The sequence below is a fragment of the Kitasatospora sp. NPDC058170 genome (assembly GCF_042883905.1).
Lineage (GTDB): Bacteria > Actinomycetota > Actinomycetes > Streptomycetales > Streptomycetaceae > Kitasatospora.
On record NZ_JBHVUV010000021.1, the window covers coordinates 14,900 to 37,477 of the forward strand.

Consider the following 22,578-nt stretch of genomic DNA (forward strand, 5'->3'; position numbering starts at 1 on the left):
CGGGGCCCGCCCGGTCCCGCGCCCGGGCACCCGGTCCGTACCTCCTGGCGTGCGCCCCCGGCGTGCCGAACTGATCATCAGTCAAAAGTTCACCTTCAGGGTCTACCCGCGTAAACCGAAGGGCGCCATGCTGGTTGACGGCCCGGGCCCGCTCCACTGAGCCCGGGGGCTCCCCCCTGCCCTCCTCCATCCCACCCTGGAGTACCCGCATGCCCGCGATACGCCCGCTCCACCGTGCCCTGGTGGCCGCCCTCGGCGCCCTGCTGCTCGCCGCGGCCACCCTGCTCGCCGGTGCCGGCTCCGCCCAGGCCGCGCTGCCCACCCCCGTCTCGGCGGCCACCGCCCGGACCTACCTGGCCTCCATCGCCGTGGCGGCCGAGTCCCACGAAAGCACCTACGACCGGGCGCTGTTCCCGCACTGGATCACCATCGCCGGCACCTGCGACACCCGCGAGACCGTCCTCAAGCGCGACGGCAGCGGCGTGGTGAACGCCAGCAACTGCTCGGCCACCAGCGGCACCTGGGTGTCGGCCTACGACAACGTCACCACCACCACCGCCTCCTCCTTCGACATCGACCACCTGGTGCCGCTGGCCGAGGCCTGGCGCTCCGGCGCCTGGTCGTGGACCACGGACCAGCGCAAGGCCCTCGCCAACGACCTCACCCGTCCGCAGCTGATCGCCGTCTCGGCCTCCTCCAACCGCAGCAAGGGCGACCAGGACCCGGCCCACTGGCTGCCGCAGACCTCGTACCGCTGCACCTACGCCCGCGCCTGGGTGCAGGTGAAGTACTACTACGGCCTCAGCGTGGACAGCGCCGAGAAGAGCGCGCTCAGCTCGATCCTCAACGGCTGCTGAGCCGCCGTCCGAACCTGGGCGAAACGTATCGCCCACCCCCCAGAGCTGGAGCCCCGGCCGGTACCCGTTCCGGCCGGGGCTCCTCCCTGTCCGGGAGCGTGCGCCGGTCACCCTTCACCTCGCCGCGATCGGTCGACGTCTGCCGGCGGCGTACCGAGGGGCCCATAATTGCTTAGGTAAGCCTTGCCTAAATGCCCTAGGATGCGGGCATGCAGAAGATCATGCGCACGCTGACGGCGGTCGCCCTCGGCTTAGTCCTCGCCGTACCCGGCGCCCTGGCGACCGGCGCCGTCGCCGCCACCACCCCGGCCGGCGACCGTACCGCCCTCGAACTTCCCCGCCCCACCGGTGACTTCGCCGTCGGGCGCGACACCCTCCACCTGGTGGACCAGGACCGCAAGGACCCCTGGGTGCCCACCGCGGACCGCGAGTTGCTGCTGTCGCTGTACTACCCGGCGACGGCCCGCACCGGGACGGCGGCCCCCTACATGGCCGTCCCCGAGGCCAAGGCGCTGCTCACCGACCGGGGTGAACTCGGCTCGTACACCACGCCCGAGCGCGTCGCGGCGACCCGCACGAACGCCCGCGCCGGCGCACTGCCCCGGATCGCGCCCCACCGTTACCCGCTGATCCTGCTCTCGCCCGGCTTCACCATGCCGCGCGCCTCGCTGACCACCCTGGCCGAGGAACTCGCCAGCCGCGGCTACGTGGTGGCCGCGGTCGACCACGCCTACGAGTCCGACGGCACCCTCTTCCCCGGCGGGCGCCTGCTCGGTTGCAAGGCCTGCGAGCAGGTCGCCGACGGATCGCTGCACCGGGTCTCCGACGGCCGGGCCCGCGACATGTCCTTCGTCCTGGACCGGCTCACCGGCCCGCGCCCCGCCTGGCGGTACTCCTGGCTGATCGACGCCGGGCACATCGGCATGGCCGGCCACTCCATCGGCGGCGCCGCGGCCTCGGCCACCATGGCCGCGGACCCGCGCGTGGACGCCGGGGTCAACATGGACGGCACCTTCTTCACCCCGGTACCCGAGGCCGGCCTCGGCGGGCGCCCCTTCCTGATGCTCGCCGGGGACCCGGCGCTGCTGCCGCCCGACTTCCCCGACACCTCCTGGGAGGACACCTGGCCCCGGCTGGACGGCTGGAAGCGCTGGCTGACCGTCACGGGAGCCGGCCACCCCGCCTTCACCGACTGGCCGGTGCTCGGTGACGCGGCGGGCTACCCCCACCCGGAGACCCCGCTCTCGGGCACCCGCTCCCAGCAGATCACCCGCGCGTACGTCGGCGCGTTCTTCGACCTCCACCTGCGCGGGACACCGGCGCCGCGCCTGGACGGGCCGACCTCGGCCGACCCGGAGGTCCTGTTCCACCGCCGCTGACGCCCCCGCCCGGGGTGACCGCCGCCACGGCGGTCACCCCGGGCGCCGGGCCCCGCCGCTACTCGACCGAGACGCCCCAGCGCACCGCGAGCCCGGCCAGCCCGCCCGCCACCGCCACCCCGGACGGCTTGAACGTCCACTCCGCGCCGGCCCGGTGGAACGAACCGACGATCAGCGCCGTGTCCGGCATCCCGCCCGTCGCGGCCGCCCAGCTCTCCGGCCCGGACGCACCGGGCCCGAACACGGCCTGCATCGCCAGCCCGTGCACATAGCCCAGCGGCAGCGCCGACGGCTCCTCCTCCTCGGTGGAGACCGCGATCACCACCTCGTCCGCACCCGGCGCCAGCCGGTCCAGATCCAGGGTGAGCCCGGCCGCCCGCACCGGCTCGCCCGGCACCGAGCGGGTCGGGTGCAGCCGGACGGCGCCCTGCGGGTCCTGCGGGTTGTTGAAGAACACGAAGTGCTCGTCGTCCAGCACCCGCCCGGAGGTGCAGACGAACGCCGAGACGTCCAGCTCCACCGCGTCCCCGCCGGCCGTCCGGGACCGCCAGGACAGCTCCACGGTGCTCCGGCGGCCGGCCGGCTCCGGGGCCGCCTCCGCCGTGCGGGCCGCCCCGCCGGAGGCCCCGCCCCCGTCGGCGCCGCCCCCGCCGCCCAGCCGCCCGCGCAGCCCCTGCTCCGCCAGCAGCTCGACCAGCTCGGGCCCGCTCACCAGGGTCAGCGGCTTGCCGCGGATGTAGTCGTACGAGCCCGGACCGAACCCGGCCGTGGTCACCAGGATGCCCTTGTTCGCGCCGTGGTGCTGCACCGTGGAGTGGAGGTCGCGGACGGCCGTGGGGGAGACCGTCGAACGGTAGCGCTTGGCCTGGATGACGATCCGCCCGCCGGTCACCGGGTCGAGGTCGTCGGCGACCACGTCCACCCCGGCGTCCCCGCTGCGGGCCGTGGTCATCACCCGGAAGCCGCGCAGCCGGAACAGCTCCGCGATCAGTTCCTCGAACTCGATCGGGTCCATCTCGAACAGGTCCGGCTCGTCCTCCCCGCCCTGCCCGGCCAGGCTGCCGCCGACCGTCTCCGGCAGCCGGTCCGGGCGCACCTCGTCCAGCCGCTCCGGACGCGCCGACAGCCGCCCGCCCAGCCCCTGGAAGCACTCCACGGCGGCCACCCGGTCCAGCGCGAGGCCGGAGAACTCCGCCCTGGTCACCGTCACCGTGGACAGGAACCGCTCCGCCTCCCGGCCGGTGGCCGGATCGATCCCGCACACGAAGCCGTTCAGCACCACCGAGGCGAGCAGGCCGTCCCGGTCCGCCCGGAACAGCTCCGTGACCACCCGCAGCCCGCTCTGCGCCAGCACCTCCCGGTACAGCGCCTTGCGCTCGGTGGCGGGCCGCGCCACCTCCGCCTCCCGGTCGTCCGTCTTCACGTACCGCACCCGGGCGGCGGCCGGCACCACGTCCGCGCCCGGCAGCTCCCAGTTCACCACCAGCTGACGCGTCGACGCCTCCCAGGCCGCCACCAGCCGGTGCGGGAACCCCTCCGGCCAGGCCGCCGAGGAGTACAGCACCGCGGTGAAGTACTCCTGCACCGCCTCCGCCTCCCCGGCCCGCAACCGCCGCAGCAACTCCTCGGTGCCGGACGCCCGTTCGGCGTCCTGGCGGCGGTGCTGGGCCACCCACTCCAGGTACTGCCCGTGGTACTCGGCCAGCCGCCGCTGCCGGTCCGCCTCATCCGCCTGCGCCGCGTACCAGTCCTGCTCGAACCGGGCCCGGGCCTGCGCCACGTACTGCTCGTACTGCTGCCACACCCCCGGATTGCGGGCCTGCACCGGATCCGGCGGCGGCACCTGGTAGTGCGCCTGGTCGGGCATCGGCACCGGCTCCCCGAGCCGCCCGGGCTCGAAGGACGGCACGGCGCGCGGCGCCAGCAGCGCCTGCGGGCTGAACGCCGGCCGACCCAGGCCCGCCGCCAGCAGCCCCCGCAACTCCTCGACCCGGCCGTCCAGTTCGGTCGTCCGCCGGGCCGCCTCCGCCTCCCGCGACTGCTGGTAGGCCCGCAGCGACTCCCGCTCGCCCCGGGCCGCCGCCCGCTGCGCCTCGCGCGCCTCGCGCTCGCGCCGCCGCTGTTCGGCCTCCTGGGCGCGCCACTGGGCCTCCTCCCGGCGCTGCTGCTGTCGCTGCGCCTCCGCCCAGACCGCCAGCACCCCGTTGTTCCGCCGCCCCGCCACCAGCCACCCCTTCGCTCCGCACCGACCCTGCGGCGCTGCCTCCCGGCCGCGCCGCCACCGCGCCCGCCACAATAGAACGTGGACGGGTGAACCTCCCAAGCGCCCGCGACCTGCGGCGCCGCCCGGAGCGGCGGGACGGCCGGCGGGGTGGCCGACGGGGTGGCCGATACGGTGGTCGGCGGGTGGGTCGACCGGCGTCCCGGTGGGGCGCGGGGGCGTCAGGAGGCGACCCGGATCACCACCTTGCCGACCGTCCCGCCGGCCAGGAAGTGCCGGTAGGCCTGCGGCGCCTCCTCGAAGCCGAACTCCCGGTCGATCACCGGCCGCAGCGCGTGGGCCGCGACCGCCCGGGTCATCGCCTCCAGGTCGCTGCGGCTGCCGACGAAGTACCGGCGGATGGTCGCCATGGTCCCCGCGTACGCATGGTCGGGGATCCGCAGCTCGGCCGGCTCCTCGCCGACCACCCAGAGCAGCGCGATCTGCCCGTACAGCGCGGCGGAGCGCAGCGACTGCTCGATGGTCGCGGGGCCGTGCGTCTCGACCACCAGGTCGGCGCCCTCGCCGCCGGTCAGCCGGCGGACCTCCTGCGACCACTCCGGGGTGCGCCGGTAGTCGATCACATGGTCCGCGCCGAGCGCGGCCAGCCGCTGCGCGCCCGCGGCGCTCCCGCTGGTGGCGATCACCCGGCAGCCGTGCAGCTTGGCGAACTGCACGGCGAACAGCGAGACGTCCCCGCTGCCGAGGGTGACCACGGTCCCGCCCGGCGGCAGCGGGCCGCCGCCGGTCAGCGCGGACCAGGCCGCCACCCCGGCGCAGCTGAGAGAGGCCGCCTCGGCCCAGGTCAGATGGTCGGGTACGGCCACCAGCGCCTGCTCGTCGAGGACGGCGTACTCGGTCAGCAGGCCGTCGACGGTGCACCCGAGCTGGTCGCCGAGCTCGGGCCGCAGCCGCCCGCCGGTCCAGCGCGGGAAGTAGCTGCCGGTCACCCGGTCCCCCGGCCGGAACCGGGTGACCGCGCCACCGGTGGCGACCACCTCGCCCGCGCCGTCGCTCAGCGCGATCACCCCCGGTCGGGCGGGCAGCGGGTAGCGGCCGCCGAGGATCAGCGCGTCCCGGCGGTTGAGGGTGGCGGCGTGCACCCTCACGAGGACCTCGGTCGGTCCCGGGGCCGGCTCCTCTCCCTCGTGCAGCACCAGGCCGTCGGACTGGCCGGGCTTGTCGAGTCGGTACGAACGCATGTCGGGCTCCCTGCTGTGCGGCTTGCGGTGGACCGATCGTGGCCGGGCCGGTGAGCCGTGCCAATTCCCGCCGGGGAATGGGGCGGTGGCCGGGGCGCAACTGCCGCAGGTGCGCCCGGGTCAGGCGGCCGGCGGCCGGACCTCCGCGTACCAGCGCCAGTCGGTCCGGCGCGGGCGGCCCGGCAGCTCGGCGCGCCCGGTGGCCCAGAGCAGGACCGCCCAGGGGTCGTCGCCGGGCTCCACGGGCACGTCGGGGAACAGCCGGGCCAGCGTGCGGCGGCAGACGTCCGCGGGCGGCAGCCACACCGTGCCGAGGCCCTCGGCGACGTCGTGCAGGTGGACCAGCGTCTCCACCAGGCTCATCGCGGTGAAGCCGGCCGGGTCGCAGACACCCCACGGGTGGTACGCGCGGGTCTGCGGCGAGGCCGTGCGGGCGATCGACACCATCAGGGCGCCGCACGCCTCCAGCACCTCGACCAGCCCGTCCGGCCCGGTCTCGCGCCGGGCGAAGACGAAGGAGTTGGGGCCGCCCGGGAACGGACGGGAGGACACGATGGGCACGTAGCGGTCGAGCGGCGGGTTCTGCGGGCCGAGCTGGGCGGCATAGGCGAGCAGGTCGTCGGCCAGGTGCTCGACGGTGCTCCAGCAGTCCCACTCCAGCGTCCCGGCGGGCCGGGACCAGTCGGCGTCCCCGCGTACCGCGCGCAGCGTCCCGGCGGCCAGCCGCAGGACGTCGGCGAGGTCGTCGGCGGTGACCGGGCCGGGCTCGGGGGCGGTCGCGGGGGAGGTCTCATCGATCATGGTCCGACGGTACCAACGCCCGCCCTCCCGGCCTCCCGCCCGCCGACCCGGCTGTCCGAGCCGCCGGGTAACCTCGTTGGTTCGGACCGGGAGGACGGGAGGACGAGCGTGCACTCACAGCAGCAGCCGGGCGGGCCCACCGGCTGGATCTCCACCGGCCTGCACTGGCAGGACGGGCGGCCGGTGCTCAGCGCCACCAACGGCGGCCGCGTGCACGAGCGCGCCGTCACGGCCGGCACCGAGGTCGGCTGGCTGCTGGCAGGCCCCCGCCGCTGCACCGGCGCCTGGATCGCCGGCCGGTCCGAGCGCACCCCCTGCCCGCACCGGGCCGTCATCGCGCCCGAGGGCGGCGCCGTCCAGTGCGAGGCCTGCCAGAGCGTCGACCGGGGCCTCGCCCTGGCCCGGGACCAGATCCTCGACGACGGCCGCACCTACCTGCTCTACCTCGCCTGGTTCGGCGACGGCCTGCTGAAGGTCGGCCTCACCGCCGAACAGCGCGGCAGCAGCCGACTGCTCGAACAGGGCGCCCTGGCCTACACCTTCGCCGGACGCGGCGCCCTCCCCGCCGTCCGCCGGGCCGAACTCACCGTCGCCGCCTCCGGGCTGGCCCGGGAGCGCTTCACCAGCCGGGTCAAGGTGGACGGCTGGTGGGAGGAGAGCGACGCCGACCGGCGCCGGGCCGTCCTCACCGACGCCCGCGAACAGGCCCACCGCCTGCTCCGGGGGCACGCCCTGGACCTCCTGCCCGACCACCCCGTCGGCGACCACGTCGAGCTCTTCGGACTGGCCGACGGCGCCCCCGCCGACTACCGGCAGATCGGCCCGCTCGCCGCCGGCGCGGTCGTGGCCGGCGCGCTGCGCCCGCCGATCGGCCGACACCTGCTGCTGGACCACCCCGAGGAGCCCACCCCGCTCCTCCTGGACACCCGCCTGCTCACCGGCTGGACCCTCACCCCGGTGACCGGCCGACCGCCGAGCGGCCTGGCCCTGCGCCCCCGGGTCCGCCCGCCGGTACGGGACGCCCAGGAGTCCCTCTTCTGAGCTCTGAGCCCGCAGGCCTCAGCCCTGGTGCCTCATGGCCGTCCTGGGCCCGGACCGGTCGGGCCCGGCCTCCGAGCGCCCCGACTCCCCGGGCTCAGGCCAGCTTTCCGCGCACCCCGCCCGGCCCCGACCGCGCCCGGCGCGACAACGGCGGCCGCGACGGCCGGACATCGGAACGGACCGGCTCGTCGCCGCCCGCCGCGCGGGTGGCGAGCGCCGCCCGCGCGGCGGCCAGCGCCACCCGCGCCAGCAGCGGGTCCTCACCGACCCCGGCCGCCCGCTTCGCCTCCTGACAGCGCGCGCACCACAGCGGCGAGGCGGGCCCGTCCGGGTACACCATGCCCTCCGGCGGCAGATAGTGGACGCCGCACTCGACGCACTCGAAGACCATCCTCATCCGACGATCACCGTCCCGGATCCCTGGCACTGACTGCATGGCGACCAGAAGGTGTTGGTCCGTGACACCATGCCCCCTTCCTCGTCCAACTCGACCGTGGCCTCGGTTTTCTGGGTTCCACCGGACCCGCCACAGCCGTAGCAGGACTGAACCTCGGGCATATGCAACCCTCCCTGGAGCGACCCCCACGGTAGCGTGAAATCCCGGGTACGAGCAGCGGTCCGACGAAGCGTCACCCGTCCGGGGAGCCCGGAAACGGCCGTGCCCCCGCTCCGGACCGGAACGGGGGCACGGCCGGGGGCGATCCGGGCTCAGAGCGCGGCCTCGTACGCCTTCGCCTGCTCGGCGGTCAGCAGATGGGAGACCCGCACCACCACCGGGCCCTTGCGCAGGATGTAGTCCGGCGTCATCAGCCCTCCCATCGCCTGCTGCGCCTTGTCGATGTAGTCCGCCCAGCCCTGGGCGTCCTCGGAGGTGGCGAACACCTCGACGGTGCCGCCGTAGGAGATCGAGTCGCGCCTGCCCTTGGAGGCGTCGGCGACCGCCTTCTCCAGGCTGCTGACCCGGGTGTCGTCGAACGCCGTCTTGCCGATGTACTGGTGGGGTCGGCCCAGTTTGCCGTTGGGATCGCTGGTCGCGTCGTAGGTGACGGTGAGTCTGACCGGCAGCCCGGCGGCGGCGAGCTGCTTGGTGACGGAGGCGGCGTCGGGCGCGGGCGCCGCGGTCGTGGTGGCGGCGACCGGCGCCGCCGCAACGGACTGCCGGGGGGCGGGGATTGACGCGGGCGAGGCGTCGGAGCAGCCGGTGGCGGCCGCGAGCAGGCCCGCGGAGAGGAGGGAAAGGGCGAGGGCTGAGGTACGCATGATCTCCCCTGATGAGATCGGTGTGAGCGTGGTGGGGAGACGCTATAGGCGCGGGCGGGTCGGGCTCCGGCGCGTTGCCGAGCTGTGATCAGGCCCGTGCGGTGGCCACCGGGTGTCGACGGTGTGCCCGCGGCGGTCAAGTGCCGTGAGGGGCTTGCGCCGACGCGGGTGGTGCGTACCGGACCGGGTCCCCTGCGCCGCGCGGCACGGGGGACCCGGGGAGCGGGGACCGGCGCTCAGCCCGCGGCGCTGCGGAGGAACGCGCGGTTCATCGCGGCGATGCTGGGCAGCGGGATGCCCTTGGGGCAGGCGGTGGCGCACTCGCCGGTGTTGGTGCAGCCGCCGAAGCCCTCGGCGTCCATCGCGGCGACCATGTTCCGCACCCGGGAGTTCCGCTCCGGCGCGCCCTGCGGAAGGACGTTGAGGTGGACGACCTTGGCGGAGGTGAAGAGCATCGCCGAGCCGTTGGGGCAGGCGGCGACACACGCGCCGCAGCCGATGCACTCGGCGTGCTCGAACGCGGTGTCCGCGGCCTCCTTGGGGACGGGCGTGGCGTGCGCGTCCGGGGCGCTGCCGGTCGGGGCGCTGATGTAGCCGCCGGAGCCGATGATCCGGTCGAAGGCGGAGCGGTCCACCACGAGGTCCCGGACCACCGGGAAGGCGGCGGCCCGCCAGGGCTCGATGTCGATGGTGTCGCCGTCGGAGAAGTGCCGCATGTGGAGCTGGCAGGTGGTGGTCCGCTCGGGCCCGTGCGCCTGGCCGTTGATGACCATGCCGCAGGCGCCGCAGATGCCCTCGCGGCAGTCGTGGTCGAAGGCGACGGGCGTGTCGCCGCGGATGATCAGCTCCTCGTTGAGGGTGTCGAGCATCTCCAGGAAGGACATGTCCGGGCTGATCCCGCCGACCCGGTACGTGGTCATCGAGCCGGCCGCGTCCGGGCCCGCCTGCCGCCAGATCCGCAGGGTGAGGTTCATGTGTAGCTCCGCTGGGTGGGGTGGACGTGTTCGAAGTCGAGGTGCTCGCGGTGCAGGACGGGTGCGCTGCCGGTGCCGGTGAACTCCCAGGCGGCGGCGTAGGAGAACTCCTCGTCGCGGCGGGCGGCCTCGCCGTCCGGGGTCTGGCTCTCCAGGCGGAAGTGGCCGCCGCAGGACTCGGCGCGGTGCAGGGCGTCGAGGCACATCAGCTCGGCGAGTTCGAAGTAGTCGACCAGCCGGTTGGCCTTCTCCAGCGACTGGTTGAGCTCCAGGCCGGTGCCGGGCACCTTGATGCGCCGCCAGAACTCCTCGCGCAGCTGCGGGATCCGGGTGAGCGCCTCGCGCAGGCCGGCCTCGTCGCGGGCCATGCCGCACTTGTCCCAGAGGAGTTCGCCCAGCTCGCGGTGGAAGGAGTCGGGCGTCCGGTCGCCGTCCACGGCCAGGATCAGGTTCAGCCGGTCCGTCACCTCGGCCTCGGCGACGGCGATCTCGGTGTGGTCGGCGGGCACGGGCGGCAGCGGGTTGCGGGCCAGGTAGTCGTTGACGGTCGGCGGGAGGACGAAGTACCCGTCGGCGAGCCCCTGCATCAGCGCGCTGGCGCCGAGCCGGTTGGCGCCGTGGTCGGAGAAGTTGGCCTCGCCGATCGCGAACAGGCCGGGCACGGTGGTCTGCAGGTCGTAGTCGACCCAGAGCCCGCCCATCGTGTAGTGGATCGCGGGGTAGATCCGCATCGGCACCTGGTACGGGTCCTCGGCGGTGATCCGCTCGTACATCTCGAACAGGTTGCCGTACCTGGCGGCGACGGCGTCGCGCCCCAGCCGGCGGATGGCGTCCGCGAAGTCCAGGTAGACCCCCTGTCCGCCCGGGCCGACCCCGCGCCCCTCGTCGCAGACGTTCTTGGCGGCCCGGGAGGCGATGTCGCGCGGCACCAGGTTGCCGAAGGACGGGTAGATCCGCTCCAGGTAGTAGTCCCGCTCGGCCTCGGGGATCGCGGCCGGCGGCCGGGTGTCGCCCGGCGCCGCGGGCACCCAGATCCGGCCGTCGTTGCGCAGCGACTCGCTCATCAGGGTGAGCTTGGACTGGTGGTCGCCCGAGCGCGGGATGCAGGTCGGGTGGATCTGGGTGAAACACGGGTTGGCGAAGTGCGCGCCGCGCCGGTGGGCGCGCCAGACGGCCGTCGCGTTGGAGTTCTTGGCGTTGGTCGAGAGGTAGAAGACGTTGCCGTAGCCGCCGCTGGCGAGGACCACCGCGTCGGCGGTGTGGGTGGAGACCGCACCGGTCACCAGGTCGCGGGCGACGATGCCGCGGGCCCGTCCGTCGACGACGAGCAGGTCGAGCATCTCGGTGCGCGGGTGCATCTCGACGTTCCCGGCGGCGATCTGGCGCGACAGCGCCTGGTAGGCGCCGAGCAGCAGCTGCTGGCCGGTCTGGCCGCGGGCGTAGAAGGTGCGGGACACCTGGACGCCGCCGAAGGAGCGGGTGTCCAGCAGACCGCCGTACTCGCGGGCGAACGGGACGCCCTGGGCCACACACTGGTCGATGATCTCCACCGAGACCTGGGCGAGCCGGTGCACGTTGGACTCGCGGGCACGGAAGTCGCCGCCCTTGACGGTGTCGTAGAACAGCCGGCGCACGGAGTCGCCGTCGTTGCGGTAGTTCTTCGCGGCGTTGATCCCGCCCTGGGCGGCGATCGAGTGGGCCCGGCGGGGGGAGTCCTGGAAGCAGAACTGCACGACGTGGTAGCCCTGTTCGGCGAGCGTGGCGCCGGCGGCGCCGCCCGCGAGGCCGGTGCCGACCACGATCACGGTGTGCTTGCGCCGGTTGGCCGGGTTGACCAGCTTGGCGTCGAACCGCCGCTGGTCCCATCGCTGTTCGATCGGCCCGGCGGGGGCCCTGGTGTCGGCGATCGGCTCCCCGACGCTGTAGTCGGCGTACGTGCTCAACTCACCACTCCGGTCATCACGGCGACGGGGACGGACAGGAAACCGACGGTCAGCACCAGCGCCAGGCCGTTGGCGGTCAGCTTCAACGCGCGGTCCCGGCGGGCGTTGTTGGCGCCGAGGGTCTGCGCGGCGCTCCAGAAGCCGTGCCGGATGTGCAGCCCGACGGCCAGCATCGCGACGATGTAGATCACGCAGCTGTACCAGTTCGAGAAGGAGGCCACGATGTTCTGGTACGGGTGGCCGTGCTCGGCGGCCGGGTTCACGGTGAGCGTGGTGAGGTCCAGGATGTGCCAGACCAGGAACAGCGCGAGGATCACCCCGCCCCACCGCATGGTCCGGGTCGCGTAACTCGCCCGCCGCCGCTGGTGCACGTACTTGGCGGGCCGGGCCGCGAGGTCGCGCCGGCTGAGCTGGTACGCGGCCACGCCGTGCAGTCCGACGGCCGCCAGCAGGCCGACCCGGGCGACCCAGAGGAACCACTCGTAGTGCAGGACCGGCTGGCCGAGGGTGCGCAGCCAGTGCGCGTAGCCGTTGAGGTCGTCCGGGCCGAAGAAGACCTTGAGGTTGCCGAGCATGTGGGCGACCAGGTACAGCAGCATGACCAGTCCGCTGACGGCCATGACCGCCTTCTTGCCGACGGTCGACCGCCAGAGGGTCGCCAGGGTGGACGGATGCCGGCCCGTCCGAGTCGCGGTTGTCATGCCTGCAACGGTAGGCAGCGCGCGACGGTGCGTCCAAGACATGATGCGGCTCGTGACGATAGTCGCCGGCTATCGTGTGCGCCTATCCTGGGCGTGTGCAGCTCCAGCAACTCCGCTATTTCCTCGCGGTCGCCGAGACCCTCCACTTCACCCGCGCGGCCGAGGCGGCCCATGTCGCACAGCCGTCGCTCTCGCAACAGATCCGTTCGCTGGAGCGGGAGTTGGGCGCCGAGCTGTTCCACCGCACCCGGGGCAACATCGCGCTCACCGATGCGGGGAGCGCGCTGCTCCCGCTGGCCCGGCGGATCCTCGCCGACACCGAGAGCGCCCGGCTCGCCGTCCAGGAGACGGTGCAGCTGCGGCGCGGCCGGGTGCGGCTGGGGGCACCGCCGAGCCTGTGCACCAGCCTGGTCCCGGATGTCCTGCGGGTCTTCCGGGACCGGTACCCGGGAGTGGCGCTGGTGGTGCGGGAGGGCGGCTCGCGCGACCTGGTCCGGAGCCTGGCGGCGGGGGAGCTGGACCTCGCGCTGGTCATCACCCCGCCCAGTGGCGAGGAGGCCCCGGCGCTGTCGGTCACCGAGCTGCTGCACGAGGAGCTGGTCCTGGTCTCCGGGACGGCCACCGGGCGCCGCCGCCGGGTGCGGGTGGCGGAGCTGCGCGGGCGGCCGCTGGTGATGTTCCGCGAGGGCTACGACCTCCGGGAGGCGACCCTGGCGGCCTGTCGGGCGGCCGGGTTCGAGCCGGAGTTCGCGGTGGAGGGCGGCGAGATGGACGCGGTGCTCGGCTTCGTCCGGGCGGGGCTGGGGCCGGCCGTGCTGCCGGGGATGGTCGCGGCCCGCTCGGGCCTGGTCGTCACCCCCTTCGCCGGGCCGGGCCTGGGGCGGACCATCGCGGTCGCGCACGGGCACGAGGTGCCGCTCACCCGGGCGGCGGCCGCGCTGCGGGAGACCCTGCTCGCCCACCTGCGCGATGCGGCCCGGGCGGGGGAGCTGCTGCCGGGCACCCGGCTGCTGCTGCCGTGAGCCGGGCCGCCTCCTGGCCCGCTTCCTGGCCCGTTTCCGTTCCGGTGCCCCTGTGGCGCCGCCGGGCTCCCGTGCTCCCGTGCCCGCGGACCCCGCGGTGACCGGGCCGCCCGGCGGCCGCCGAACCCACCCGGCCGGGCGAATGGTTGGCAGGGTGTGCGAATCACCCGAATCGTGACCTTGCGGTCCCAGCCGCCCGGAACCCGCTGTTCACGGGCCGCGTCCCAGGCAGTAGCCGCGGTGTCGTAGGGTGCGACGCCGCAGGGCCGAGCAGGCAGTCACGGGGAGAGTACGACGCGATGGACGACGGGAAGCAGCAGGACGGGCAGCAGGACGGCAGACCGGCCGGGGGCAGCACGGCCCCCGCGGGCGGCGACCACGTGATCGAGGACGAGCGCCCCTGGGAGCTCCCGGACTACCTCCACGAGCGGGAGCTCGGCTCCGGCGCGAGCGGCCGGGTCGTGCTCGCCCGGCACCGGACGACCGGCACGCCCGTGGCGATCAAGTACCTCCACGGCTCGGTCGGCACGCCCGCCCTGCGCGGGGAGGCCGAGGTCCTCGCGACGGTCGACTCCCCGCACGTCACCCGGCTCTACGAGTACGTGGAGGGGGAGCGGGGCTCGGCCATCGTGATGGAGCTGGTGGACGGGATCGCGCTGCGCGACCTGCTCCGCGCGGAGGGCGCCACCACCCCGGAGGCCGCCCTGGTCGTCCTGAAGGGCTCGCTGCTGGGCCTGGCCGCCGCCCACGACGCCGGGGTCGTGCACCGCGACTACAAGCCCGCCAACGTGCTGGTCGACACGGCCGGCACCTCCAAGCTGGTGGACTTCGGCATCGCGGTGCCCAGCGGCGACGACCGCGACGTCTCCGGCACGCCCGCCTACATGCCGCCCGAGCAGTGGGCGGGGCGGCCCGCCTCCCCGGCCGGCGACGTCTACGCCGCCACCGTGACCTTCTTCGAGTGCCTCACCGGCGCCCGCCCGTACGGCGGCACCACGATCGCCGAGCTCGCCGTCCAGCACACCGAGGCCCCGATCCCCGCCGAGCTGGCGCCCGACCCGGTCCGGCCGCTGATCCTGGCGGGCCTCGCCAAGGACCCGGGGGCCCGGCCGGAGAGTGCGGCCGCGCTGGTCGAGGAGCTCGAAGCCGTCGCGTCGGCGGGCTACGGGCCGCAGTGGGAGGAGAAGGGCCGGCTCGACCTGACGGGGCTGGTGGCCCTGCTCGCGCTGCTGCTGCCCGGTGCCGGGGGCGCGGCCGGCGGCACCTCGCTGGCCCACACCTCGCTGGCCCACACCGCGCAGGGCGGCGCCGGAGCGCCGGCGGGTGCGGGCGCCGCGGCCGGTGTCGACGCCGTTCCGGCCGCCGTCCTCCGGGAGACCCTGGTCCGCCGCGGGGCACGCCTCGGCGGCCGCGGCAAGGCACTCGTCGGGGTCGTGGCCGGCACCCTCACCCTGGCCACGCTGGCCGGGATGGCGATAGCCGGGGCCACCGAGGGCGGTGCCCGCACGGTGGTCGCCGACGCCTCCCCGGAGGCCACCACCACGCTCGGCGCGCCCGGTCCGACGGGCGGCCCGTCGCCCGCGGCGAGCAGTGCCGCGGACACCCCGAGCGCCGGGCCGTCCTCCCCGACGGACGCACCGTCGGCGACGGACTCCGGCAGTCCGAGCGCCTCGCCCACGACCTCACCGACCGGCAAGACGCCCACGGCCAAGGGCACCCCGCCCGCGACGGGCGCCGCCACCACCTCCGGCGCGCCGTCGGTGCCGCCCGGTGGCGGGGCCCCCACGGCCGCGCCCCCGTCGGCGCCGCCCACCGGACCGGCCGCCACCACCGCCGCGCCGACCGGGACGGCCACCGCGGCGCCGACCGGGACCGTGACCCCGACCGCGACCGTCGCCCCGGCGACCCTCGCCGTCACCACGGTGAACCTGGACTCGCTGACCTGCAGCGGCCGGTGGAGCCTGACCGCGACGGTCACCGTGGTCGCCCAGGGCACGGGCACCGGCACACTGACGCTCAACTGGTTCCACACCGCGGGCCGGGGAACGATCACCGTCGCGACCGACACGGTGGTGGTCCGCGACGGCCGCGCCACCGTCACCCGGCCGCACGACTTCGGCTCGGCCGACACCTTCCCGACCTGGGGCGTGAGCGTCGGCACCACGCCGGCGGCGGCCAGGCCGGGCAAGACCTCGCAGTCGGTGGCCGCCTACCTCTGCGACCCGCCGCGCTGAGCCCTGCGCTGCCCGGCCCTGGTCTGCGCTGTCCTGGTCTGCCCCGCTGGGCCCCGCCCCCTTCCCGTCACCGATCCGGCCCGTCCCTCCTCCCGCTCTCTGGAGAAGCCATGTCCACGCCCCGCCCCGACTCCGTCCCGCCGACGGGTGCGGAGACCGACCGGACGGTCCAGCTCGGTGCCGCCGCGGCGGGCGCCGCGCAGACCGTCCGGCTCGGACCCGTCCCCGCGGCCGAGGAGCGGACCGTGACGCTGGACCAGCCCGCCGCGGCTCCGGCCACGGCATCGACTGAGGCATCCACTGCGGCACCGGCCGCGGCACCGACCGCGGACGGCCCCGACGCCGAGGCCACCGCACGGCTGGACGGCGTCCAGGTGGTGAGCGCTCCGGTGGTGGGTGCGGCCGCGGACCGGACCGTCCGGCTCGGTGCCCCCGTGGCGGGGGAGGGGCGGACGGTGGAGCCGGGCCGGGCCGCAACGCCGCCGGCCGCCGAGGCCGGGTCCGACGCCGCGAGCGCGACGTTCCTGGACCCCAGGGCCTGGGGCGGCGCCTCGGACCCGGGCGAGACCGCCACGGCCGTCGACCCCCTGGCGACGGCCCCGGGCGTCGTCACGACCGGCCCGGCCACCACGCGGGCACCCGGCCCGGCGCCGGCCGCCGACCCGGCGGAGAAGCCGTTCGCCCCGGGCGAGTTGCGGCGCTTCGGCCCCGGTGTCCCGCCGCAGGCCGCCGCGGTCTGGCACGGAGCCGCCGTCCCCGACGCACAGCAGCCGCGCCGCCCCCGCCGGATGCGACGCTGGCTGGTGCCGATCGCGGTGCTGCTGGCCGTCCTGGCCTTCCTGTACTGGCGCTTCACCACCCCCGCCCTGGCGGTCACCGGCGTCGGCGTGACCACCGACCCGGCAGGCCCCGGCTGCGGCGGCACAGCGCTGATCACGGCGGCGGTGGAGACCAACGGCGGAGCCGGCACGATCCGCTACCGCTGGCTGCGCAGCGACGGCACCACCTCCGACGAGATCGCCCAGGAGGTCCGCTCCGGCACCCACCGCACCGACCTGGTGCTCCGCTGGAGCTTCGAGGGCCAGGGCTCACTCCAGGCCACCGCGACCCTGGACCTCCTCTCCCCGGGCCCCAGGACGGCGGCCGCCTCCTTCGCCTACCACTGCCCCTGAGCCCCGCACCCCGGTGGCCCCTGCGGGCCTTATGAGCCGTGCGCGGTCGGGGCGTCGGCGGGCCGCCTGGCCGGCCTGGTGGGTCAGGCGGGCTCGGGAACAGCCCGGGCGGCGGCGGCCGTCCAGCCCTGGTCGAGCAGGAGACAGGCCTGGTCGACGGCGGCGACGGGGTCGGGGCGGGAGCCTGCGAACGCGAGGGTTTCGAGCGTGAACCGGGCGTAGGCGGCACAGACCAGGTCGTCGTGCGGCCGACCGGTCTGGTCGGCGAGAGCGCGGGCCAGAGCGTGTTCGTGGCGCAGCCACATCGACCGGGAGTGCTCACGCAGGGCGGGGGTCTCCTGGATGAGCCGCTGGAAGTCGGCGAAGCGAGGGTCCCGGGTGTGGGCCGAGTCGACGAAGCCGATGAGGTAGGCACGCAGCGCGCGGGGGACGGTCTGGCCCGGCGGCCGGTCGGTGACCGCACGGACCAGGGCGGCCTCGTTGCGGGCGTCCTCGTCGAAGACCAGGGCCTCTTTGCCCTGGGGGAAGTAGTTGAACAGGGTCGACACCGACACGTCGGCGCCTTCGGCGATCTCGCGGACGCCCACCTGTTCGTAGCCGCGTTCCAGGAACAGCCGCAGTGCCGTGTCGGCGATCGCCTGGCGGGTGGCGGCCTTCTTGCGTTCGCGCCGCCCGCCCGCTGCCGTGCCGTCGATCGTCTCTGCCATGGGCCAACCCTACCCGGCCTTGCGGAAAGTTGGAATCGTTGTATTTTTGAATCCGTTGCAAATATGGCGCTGCCCGAGTGGCCGCGGCACGGCACAGGGCCGCAGCCGTGATCCGGCGCCGGCGAAGGGAACACCGTGAACCCCGTAGCACCTGCCCGGGCCAGGATCAGCATCGTCGGCGCCGGACCCGGCGGGCTGACCTGCGCCCGCATCCTTCAGCGGCGCGGCATCGCGGTCACCGTCTACGACGGCGACCGGGGCCCCCACGCCCGCAACCAGGGCGGCACCCTGGACCTGCACGCCGACAACGGCCAGGTCGCCCTGCGCGAAGCCGGCCTGCTCGACGAGTTCTTCGCGCTGGCCCGCCCCGAAGGGCAGGAGATGCGCCGGATGGACCCGACCGGCACGATGACGTCCCACCAGGTACCGGAGGTCGGCGAGTCCTTCAAGCCGGAGATCGACCGCGGCCGGCTACGGGACCTGCTGCTCGACTCCCTGCAGCCGGGAACCGTGCGCTGGGGGCGATCCCTCGACGCGGTCGGCGGGCCCGCCGACGGGCCGCGGCAGCTGCACTTCACCGACGGCACGACCGTCGAGACCGATCTGGTCATCGGCGCCGACGGCGCCTTCTCCCGGGTCCGCCCGGCGGTGTCCCCCGCCGTCCCCCGGTACACCGGGGTGAGCTTCCTGGAGGCCAGGTTCTCCGACGTCGAGAACCGCCACCCCGACATCGCCGAACTGGTCGGCCCGGGCGGCGCCCATGCGGCCGACGGCGTCCGCGGCCTGTTCGCCCAGCGCAACAGCGGAGACCACATCCGGGTCTACGTCATCCGGCGGGTGCCGGTCGACTGGATCAGCCGGAGCGGCCTGACCGCCGACGACACCGACGCCCTCCGCACGCTGCTCCTCGACGAGTTCGCGCACTGGTCGCCCCGCATGCGCCGGATGATCACCGACAACGACGGCCCCTACGTCGACCGCCCGATCCTCGCCCTCCCCGTCCCGCACACCTGGGAGCCCAGCCCGACCGTGACGCTGCTCGGCGACGCGGCCCACCTCATGCCCCCGCTCGGCGTCGGCGTCAACCTCGCCATGCTCGACGCCGCCGAACTCGCCCTCGCCCTCGCCGGCTCCGCCACCGTCGAGGACGCCGTCCGCGGCTACGAGAAGACCATGCTCCCCCGCTCCACCGAGACGGCCGCACTCCTCGAAGGCGGCGCCGACCACCTCCTGTCCGTCGACCTCCCCGACCACTCCGACCACCCCGCCCCCGGCGCCGACGGCCCCGCCCGGCCCTGAGTCCCCACCCGCGACCACAGCGCCACCGGGGGAGGAGGCGGTGGTGGACATCCCTGGCGCCTGGCATCAGGTGTGCCATGCGAGCAGCCCAAGGGAAGGTCGAACTGACCAACCGTCACGGTTTCTGGTGGTGTCGTCGTTGGCAGAGTAGAGTGCTGCTTCATTATGAAGCACGTACATATTTCTGGTGCCGTCCGTGACTCTGATGGCTTCCTCTACGACCCTGGTGTCCGGGACTCGATGCAGGCGTTCGCGGCCGGGGGCGACACCCTCGCGCTGGAGACGGCTGCGGCCGTCCGGTCGGCCTCGCAGGCGGTTGACAGGCTGCGCTCGTACGGTGTGGGGGGACGTGGGCTCAGCGCGGGGGCGCTCGACGTCCTCGCACGGCTGAACACGGCCGCGGACGAGGGGCTGAGCATCGGCGAACTGGCCCGTGCGGCGGGTGTGAGTTCCCGCAATGTCACCGGCCTGGTCGACACGCTGGAGCGCGACGGTCTGGCTCAGCGGGTCCAGGACCAGCGCGACCGCCGGTCGGTTCGAGCCAGGATCACACCTGCGGGCGGCGACTGGCTGGACGCCTTCCGGCAGCCGACCCAACGCGCCATGTCCGCCGTCTTCCAGGGCTTCACCGAAGACGAACTCGCCCGGTTCCGCGATCTGTCCCTGCGCGTGGTCGAGAACCAGCAACGCATGGAGCAGTACCTGAACGCGGCCCGGCAAGACCAGCCACCGGCCTCCTGAACCAACGGCCAAGGAGCACCTCTTGACCATCGACACAACCACCCGAGGCACGGTCAGGGCCTACCACGAGGCCCGGTTCCAGGGAGACGTCACCACAGCCGCCGCCCAGATCGGCGAAGGCTTCCGCTTCCGCAGCCCCTTCATCACCTCCGACAGCCCGACCGGCCACCTCGACGGCTTGGACGGGCTCCTCGGCATCGTCACCGGTGTGGAGCTGATCAGCGAGCTGTACGGCGAGACCGAGGCCACCTTGGTCTACGACGTCCACACCACCCCGGCCATCGGCATCACCCAGCGCACGGCCGAGCACTTCCGGCTGCGCGACGGCCGGATCACCTCGATCGAGCTCATCTTCGACGCCGGCCCCTGGCAAGCCATCATGTCCGCAGTCGGCACAACCCACGACGAGGCCGTCCGCACGGCGTGACCGGGCCGGGCTGTCACGACGGAACGCATTGGCCACACCGCCCAAGCAAGTCCCCAACTGCGCCCGAAACCCGGCGGCATCGAAGCGGTCATCGACACCCTGAAGGGCCGGCTCAGCCTCGAGCAGCACGGCGTACGAACCGAGGCCGGCGTCCTCGCCCGCACCGGTCAACGCCTGCTCGCCGCCGCCGCCGCGATCTGGCACAACTCGAACACCGGCGCCACGATCAAGCGCTCGCTCATCGCCTATGACCAGTGAGGGCATCGGACTCACTCATCTAGTACCGTTACTGGGTGCCTTGGCTCCTCCTGGCGCCTGTGCTCACCGGGGCCGGCGCGGTACTTGCGGCCGTGGCAGCCAGGCCGCAGCAGACACGACCAACTGTCAATGGTCCGGTCCGCTCTGAGGATCTGAGATCCGGACAGGAGAGCAGCACGTGAGCACAGCGCATGCCGGCCCGGGTGACTACAGTCGGGTGCCGAATCCGGAGCAGGCCCTGAAGTACGCGATTCAGCATGTTGCGGGTGACCGTGTCGAGATCGTCGAGGGAGTCATCACCCCCGTGTCACCGTCCTGGGCCCACGAGAGCTCTGTCGATCTGATTCGTGAGCAGATCGGGCCCCGCATGCGCGAACTGGGCCTTCGGGCCGGCTCCGGGAACCTCGACCTGCCCGGTACGGAGAACTTCTACGTGCCGGACCTCGCGGTGGTTCCTGCCGAGCTGGCGAAGACGGAGGGAGCACTCCTTCCGGACCAGACCGTGCTCGTCGTCGAGGTGACGTCACCATCGAACGGTGACACCGACAGGACCGCGAAGCGTCGGCGCTACTCGCAGTTCGGCGCTCCCGTGTACCTCCTGGTCGACCGCCAGGAACGCACCTGCACCCTGTTCTCCCAGCCGGGCCAGCTCGGCTATACCCGGGTCGAAGGGCCCCACCCCTTCGGAACCCCTCTACAGCTACCGGCCCCACTGAGCCTCGAACTCGACACAGCCGAGTTCTGATCCCGGCCGGGCTTCGTTCCCGTTCCCCGCGCGCGGGGGATGGTCCCTGCCCGACGGGACCGGCGGCGGTGCTTCCTCGCTCGCCCGGGCGTCGCCCCACGCGATCCGCGACAGCAGACCGGGAACCTCTGCCGCAGATCCATGGGCATGCTTCAACTCGTGCCAGCGCACGTGGCTCACGCCTTTGAGGATCGTCCCCACCCAAGCACTCCAGCCCGATCATCAGACCCACGGCCCGATCGGACCCATTCCACCTCACGGACCACCATGACCGCGAGCCTGGGTCGACACGCCGCACGGGTACTCTCGGCGCCTGTGCGTGAGTTGCGGTTCTGGTCCAACTTCTGTGGGTCGATTGAGTCGAACAACCGCACTGCCGGCTCTCCACAACCGTCCGTTGTTCACTAGTGCCGCGTGGATCTCGAAGCAGTACGCACCTTTGTCGCCGCGGGAGCACGGTCGGTGACCGTCGATCAGCTGGCCGGCCACCGGATCTGGATGCCCGGCATCGTCCCCGGTAGCGAGTGGGGCGCCTACTACGACGACCTCGTCGCGGAGTTCGGCCTCGCCATCGAGGCGACCGGTCCCAACTTCGGCTCCGACGCCCTGCTGGACACCATCGCCGACACCCCGGCCCTGGCCACCTTCATGGGCGAGCACACCCGCCTCATCTGGCCCGCCGGCCACGGCCTGCGCCGCATCCCGGTGACCGATCCGACGCCCGTCTACCCGCACTCGCTCCTCTGGCACCGCGACAACCCCCACCCGGCGCTGGCCACCCTCCGCGCCCACCTCGCCACCACCCCGGCCGGCCACGGCACCGCCGGGACCTGGGCACCGCACTGGGTCACCCCGCGCTGAGCGCCGCCGCTCCCGAACACCGCGTCCGTCCGGGAGACCCGCCGACTGCCTGCGCGCCGGGCGGGCGGGCATGCGAACGGGCCCGGGGCGGTGGCCCCGGGCCCGTTCGGCGGGTGTGGTGTGCGTCAGGCCGGGAGGAGGGCCTCGATCGCGGTGATGACCTCGTCGGACTCCGGCTCGGTGCGCGGGCGGATGCGGGCGGCGACGGTGCCGTCCGGCGAGACGAGGAACTTCTCGAAGTTCCAGGAGACGTCCCCGGCCTGGCCCTCGGCGTCGGCGGTCTGGGTCAGCGCCGCGTACAGCGGGTGGCGGTCGTCGCCGTTCACGTCCGTCTTCTCGAACAGCGGGAAGCTGACGCCGTAGGTGGTGGAGCAGAAGGTCTGGATCTCCTCGGAGCTGCCCGGCTCCTGCCCGGCGAACTGGTTCGACGGGAAGCCCAGCACGGTGAAGCCGCGCGCGGCGTAGCGCTCCTGGAGCCGCTCCAGGCCCGCGTACTGCGGGGTCAGGCCGCACTTGGAGGCGACGTTCACGATCAGCAGCGCCTTGCCCTTGTAGTCGGCCAGCGAGGCGGCCTCGCCGGACAGGGTGCGCAGCGGGATGTCGTACAGGCTCACGTGGGTGCCCTTCGGGATGGTCGGGTGTCGGGACGGGACTCGTTGCGGGCCTCGTCACGGGACTCGCTCGGAACGGTAGC

Annotated in this window: 20 protein-coding genes and 1 pseudogene; 11 read left to right on the forward strand and 10 right to left on the reverse strand. The window is 74.0% G+C overall.

The genetic code is table 11. The features are described from left to right. Positions 1 to 209: 209 nt before the first annotated feature. Both ACFVVX_RS23465 and ACFVVX_RS23470 read left to right on the forward strand, forming a co-directional pair. A complete protein-coding gene (locus ACFVVX_RS23465; RefSeq protein WP_387948544.1) occupies positions 210 to 857 on the forward strand; it encodes an HNH endonuclease family protein in 648 nt (215 codons plus the stop codon). Between the two features lie 209 nt (positions 858 to 1,066). Beyond that, positions 1,067 to 2,236: an alpha/beta hydrolase family protein gene (locus ACFVVX_RS23470; protein ID WP_387948545.1), complete on the forward strand. Its 1,170-nt coding sequence runs from the start codon at positions 1,067 to 1,069 to the stop codon at positions 2,234 to 2,236. A 58-nt stretch (positions 2,237 to 2,294) separates the two neighbouring features. On the opposite strand, the gene ACFVVX_RS23475 is transcribed toward ACFVVX_RS23470, so the two are convergent. The 3 genes from ACFVVX_RS23475 to ACFVVX_RS23485 all read right to left on the reverse strand — a co-directional run bounded on the left by ACFVVX_RS23475 (position 2,295) and on the right by ACFVVX_RS23485 (position 6,499). Beyond that, the gene (locus ACFVVX_RS23475) at positions 2,295 to 4,460 is read right to left on the reverse strand and encodes a restriction endonuclease (protein WP_387948546.1); all 2,166 of its coding nucleotides are present in this window, start codon (positions 4,458 to 4,460) and stop codon (positions 2,295 to 2,297) included. A 218-nt stretch (positions 4,461 to 4,678) separates the two neighbouring features. Beyond that, positions 4,679 to 5,698, reverse strand: coding sequence for an NAD(P)-dependent alcohol dehydrogenase (locus ACFVVX_RS23480; RefSeq protein WP_387948547.1), 1,020 nt, complete (start codon positions 5,696 to 5,698; stop codon positions 4,679 to 4,681). Between the two features lie 120 nt (positions 5,699 to 5,818). Next, on the reverse strand, positions 5,819 to 6,499 hold the full coding sequence (locus ACFVVX_RS23485; protein WP_387948548.1) for a hypothetical protein: 681 nt from the start codon (positions 6,497 to 6,499) through the stop codon (positions 5,819 to 5,821). A gap of 108 nt (positions 6,500 to 6,607) precedes the next feature. Here ACFVVX_RS23485 and ACFVVX_RS23490 point away from each other — a divergent pair, with 108 nt between their 5' ends. Further along, positions 6,608 to 7,540 carry a DUF2797 domain-containing protein gene (locus tag ACFVVX_RS23490; protein ID WP_387948549.1) on the forward strand — a complete coding sequence of 311 codons (933 nt, stop codon included), beginning with the start codon at positions 6,608 to 6,610 and terminating at the stop codon, positions 7,538 to 7,540. Positions 7,541 to 7,634: 94 nt separating this feature from the next. Here ACFVVX_RS23490 and ACFVVX_RS23495 read toward each other — a convergent pair whose 3' ends face one another. The 5 genes from ACFVVX_RS23495 to ACFVVX_RS23515 all read right to left on the reverse strand — a co-directional run bounded on the left by ACFVVX_RS23495 (position 7,635) and on the right by ACFVVX_RS23515 (position 12,418). Continuing rightward, the gene (locus tag ACFVVX_RS23495; RefSeq protein WP_387948550.1) at positions 7,635 to 7,937 is read right to left on the reverse strand and encodes a hypothetical protein; all 303 of its coding nucleotides are present in this window, start codon (positions 7,935 to 7,937) and stop codon (positions 7,635 to 7,637) included. Positions 7,938 to 8,248: 311 nt separating this feature from the next. Then, a complete protein-coding gene (locus ACFVVX_RS23500; RefSeq protein WP_387948551.1) occupies positions 8,249 to 8,800 on the reverse strand; it encodes a hypothetical protein in 552 nt (183 codons plus the stop codon). 236 nt (positions 8,801 to 9,036) lie between these two features. Continuing rightward, positions 9,037 to 9,774, reverse strand: a complete 738-nt coding sequence (locus ACFVVX_RS23505; RefSeq protein ID WP_387948552.1) for a succinate dehydrogenase/fumarate reductase iron-sulfur subunit — start codon at positions 9,772 to 9,774, stop codon at positions 9,037 to 9,039. After that, positions 9,771 to 11,717 (reverse strand): fumarate reductase/succinate dehydrogenase flavoprotein subunit, encoded by a 1,947-nt coding sequence (locus ACFVVX_RS23510; RefSeq protein WP_387948553.1) that lies wholly within the window; start codon positions 11,715 to 11,717, stop codon positions 9,771 to 9,773. The genes ACFVVX_RS23505 and ACFVVX_RS23510 overlap by 4 nt, the downstream gene beginning before the upstream one ends. Then, positions 11,714 to 12,418, reverse strand: a complete 705-nt coding sequence (locus tag ACFVVX_RS23515; RefSeq protein WP_387948554.1) for a succinate dehydrogenase cytochrome b subunit — start codon at positions 12,416 to 12,418, stop codon at positions 11,714 to 11,716. Before ACFVVX_RS23515 ends, ACFVVX_RS23510 begins: the two co-directional genes overlap by 4 nt. Before the next feature lie 95 nt (positions 12,419 to 12,513). Here ACFVVX_RS23515 and ACFVVX_RS23520 point away from each other — a divergent pair, with 95 nt between their 5' ends. The 3 genes from ACFVVX_RS23520 to ACFVVX_RS23530 all read left to right on the forward strand — a co-directional run bounded on the left by ACFVVX_RS23520 (position 12,514) and on the right by ACFVVX_RS23530 (position 16,846). Further along, on the forward strand, positions 12,514 to 13,440 hold the full coding sequence (locus ACFVVX_RS23520; protein WP_387948555.1) for a LysR family transcriptional regulator: 927 nt from the start codon (positions 12,514 to 12,516) through the stop codon (positions 13,438 to 13,440). 299 nt (positions 13,441 to 13,739) lie between these two features. Continuing rightward, complete coding sequence (locus tag ACFVVX_RS23525) at positions 13,740 to 15,674, forward strand: protein kinase (RefSeq protein ID WP_387948556.1); 1,935 nt, start codon at positions 13,740 to 13,742, stop codon at positions 15,672 to 15,674. A 110-nt stretch (positions 15,675 to 15,784) separates the two neighbouring features. Next, positions 15,785 to 16,846, forward strand: coding sequence for a hypothetical protein (locus tag ACFVVX_RS23530; protein WP_387948557.1), 1,062 nt, complete (start codon positions 15,785 to 15,787; stop codon positions 16,844 to 16,846). Positions 16,847 to 16,929: 83 nt separating this feature from the next. On the opposite strand, the gene ACFVVX_RS23535 is transcribed toward ACFVVX_RS23530, so the two are convergent. Then, positions 16,930 to 17,553: a TetR/AcrR family transcriptional regulator gene (locus ACFVVX_RS23535; protein ID WP_387948558.1), complete on the reverse strand. Its 624-nt coding sequence runs from the start codon at positions 17,551 to 17,553 to the stop codon at positions 16,930 to 16,932. A 135-nt stretch (positions 17,554 to 17,688) separates the two neighbouring features. On the opposite strand from ACFVVX_RS23535, the gene ACFVVX_RS23540 reads away from it, so the two are divergent. The 5 genes and pseudogenes from ACFVVX_RS23540 to ACFVVX_RS23560 form a co-directional block, all read left to right on the forward strand. After that, positions 17,689 to 18,852, forward strand: coding sequence for an FAD-dependent oxidoreductase (locus ACFVVX_RS23540; protein WP_387948559.1), 1,164 nt, complete (start codon positions 17,689 to 17,691; stop codon positions 18,850 to 18,852). A gap of 240 nt (positions 18,853 to 19,092) precedes the next feature. Further along, positions 19,093 to 19,593: a MarR family winged helix-turn-helix transcriptional regulator gene (locus tag ACFVVX_RS23545; protein ID WP_387948560.1), complete on the forward strand. Its 501-nt coding sequence runs from the start codon at positions 19,093 to 19,095 to the stop codon at positions 19,591 to 19,593. Positions 19,594 to 19,615: 22 nt separating this feature from the next. Further along, entirely contained in the window at positions 19,616 to 20,020 is a 405-nt protein-coding gene (locus ACFVVX_RS23550; RefSeq protein WP_387948561.1) for a hypothetical protein, read from the forward strand. 436 nt (positions 20,021 to 20,456) lie between these two features. Beyond that, positions 20,457 to 21,023, forward strand: a complete 567-nt coding sequence (locus ACFVVX_RS23555; protein ID WP_387948562.1) for a Uma2 family endonuclease — start codon at positions 20,457 to 20,459, stop codon at positions 21,021 to 21,023. 447 nt (positions 21,024 to 21,470) lie between these two features. Beyond that, positions 21,471 to 21,884 (forward strand): annotated as a pseudogene (locus tag ACFVVX_RS23560) (LysR family transcriptional regulator); the annotation flags it as partial. 125 nt (positions 21,885 to 22,009) lie between these two features. On the opposite strand, the gene ACFVVX_RS23565 reads toward ACFVVX_RS23560, so the two are convergent. Further along, positions 22,010 to 22,498 (reverse strand): glutathione peroxidase, encoded by a 489-nt coding sequence (locus ACFVVX_RS23565; protein ID WP_387948563.1) that lies wholly within the window; start codon positions 22,496 to 22,498, stop codon positions 22,010 to 22,012. Between the last annotated feature and the right edge of the window lie 80 nt (positions 22,499 to 22,578).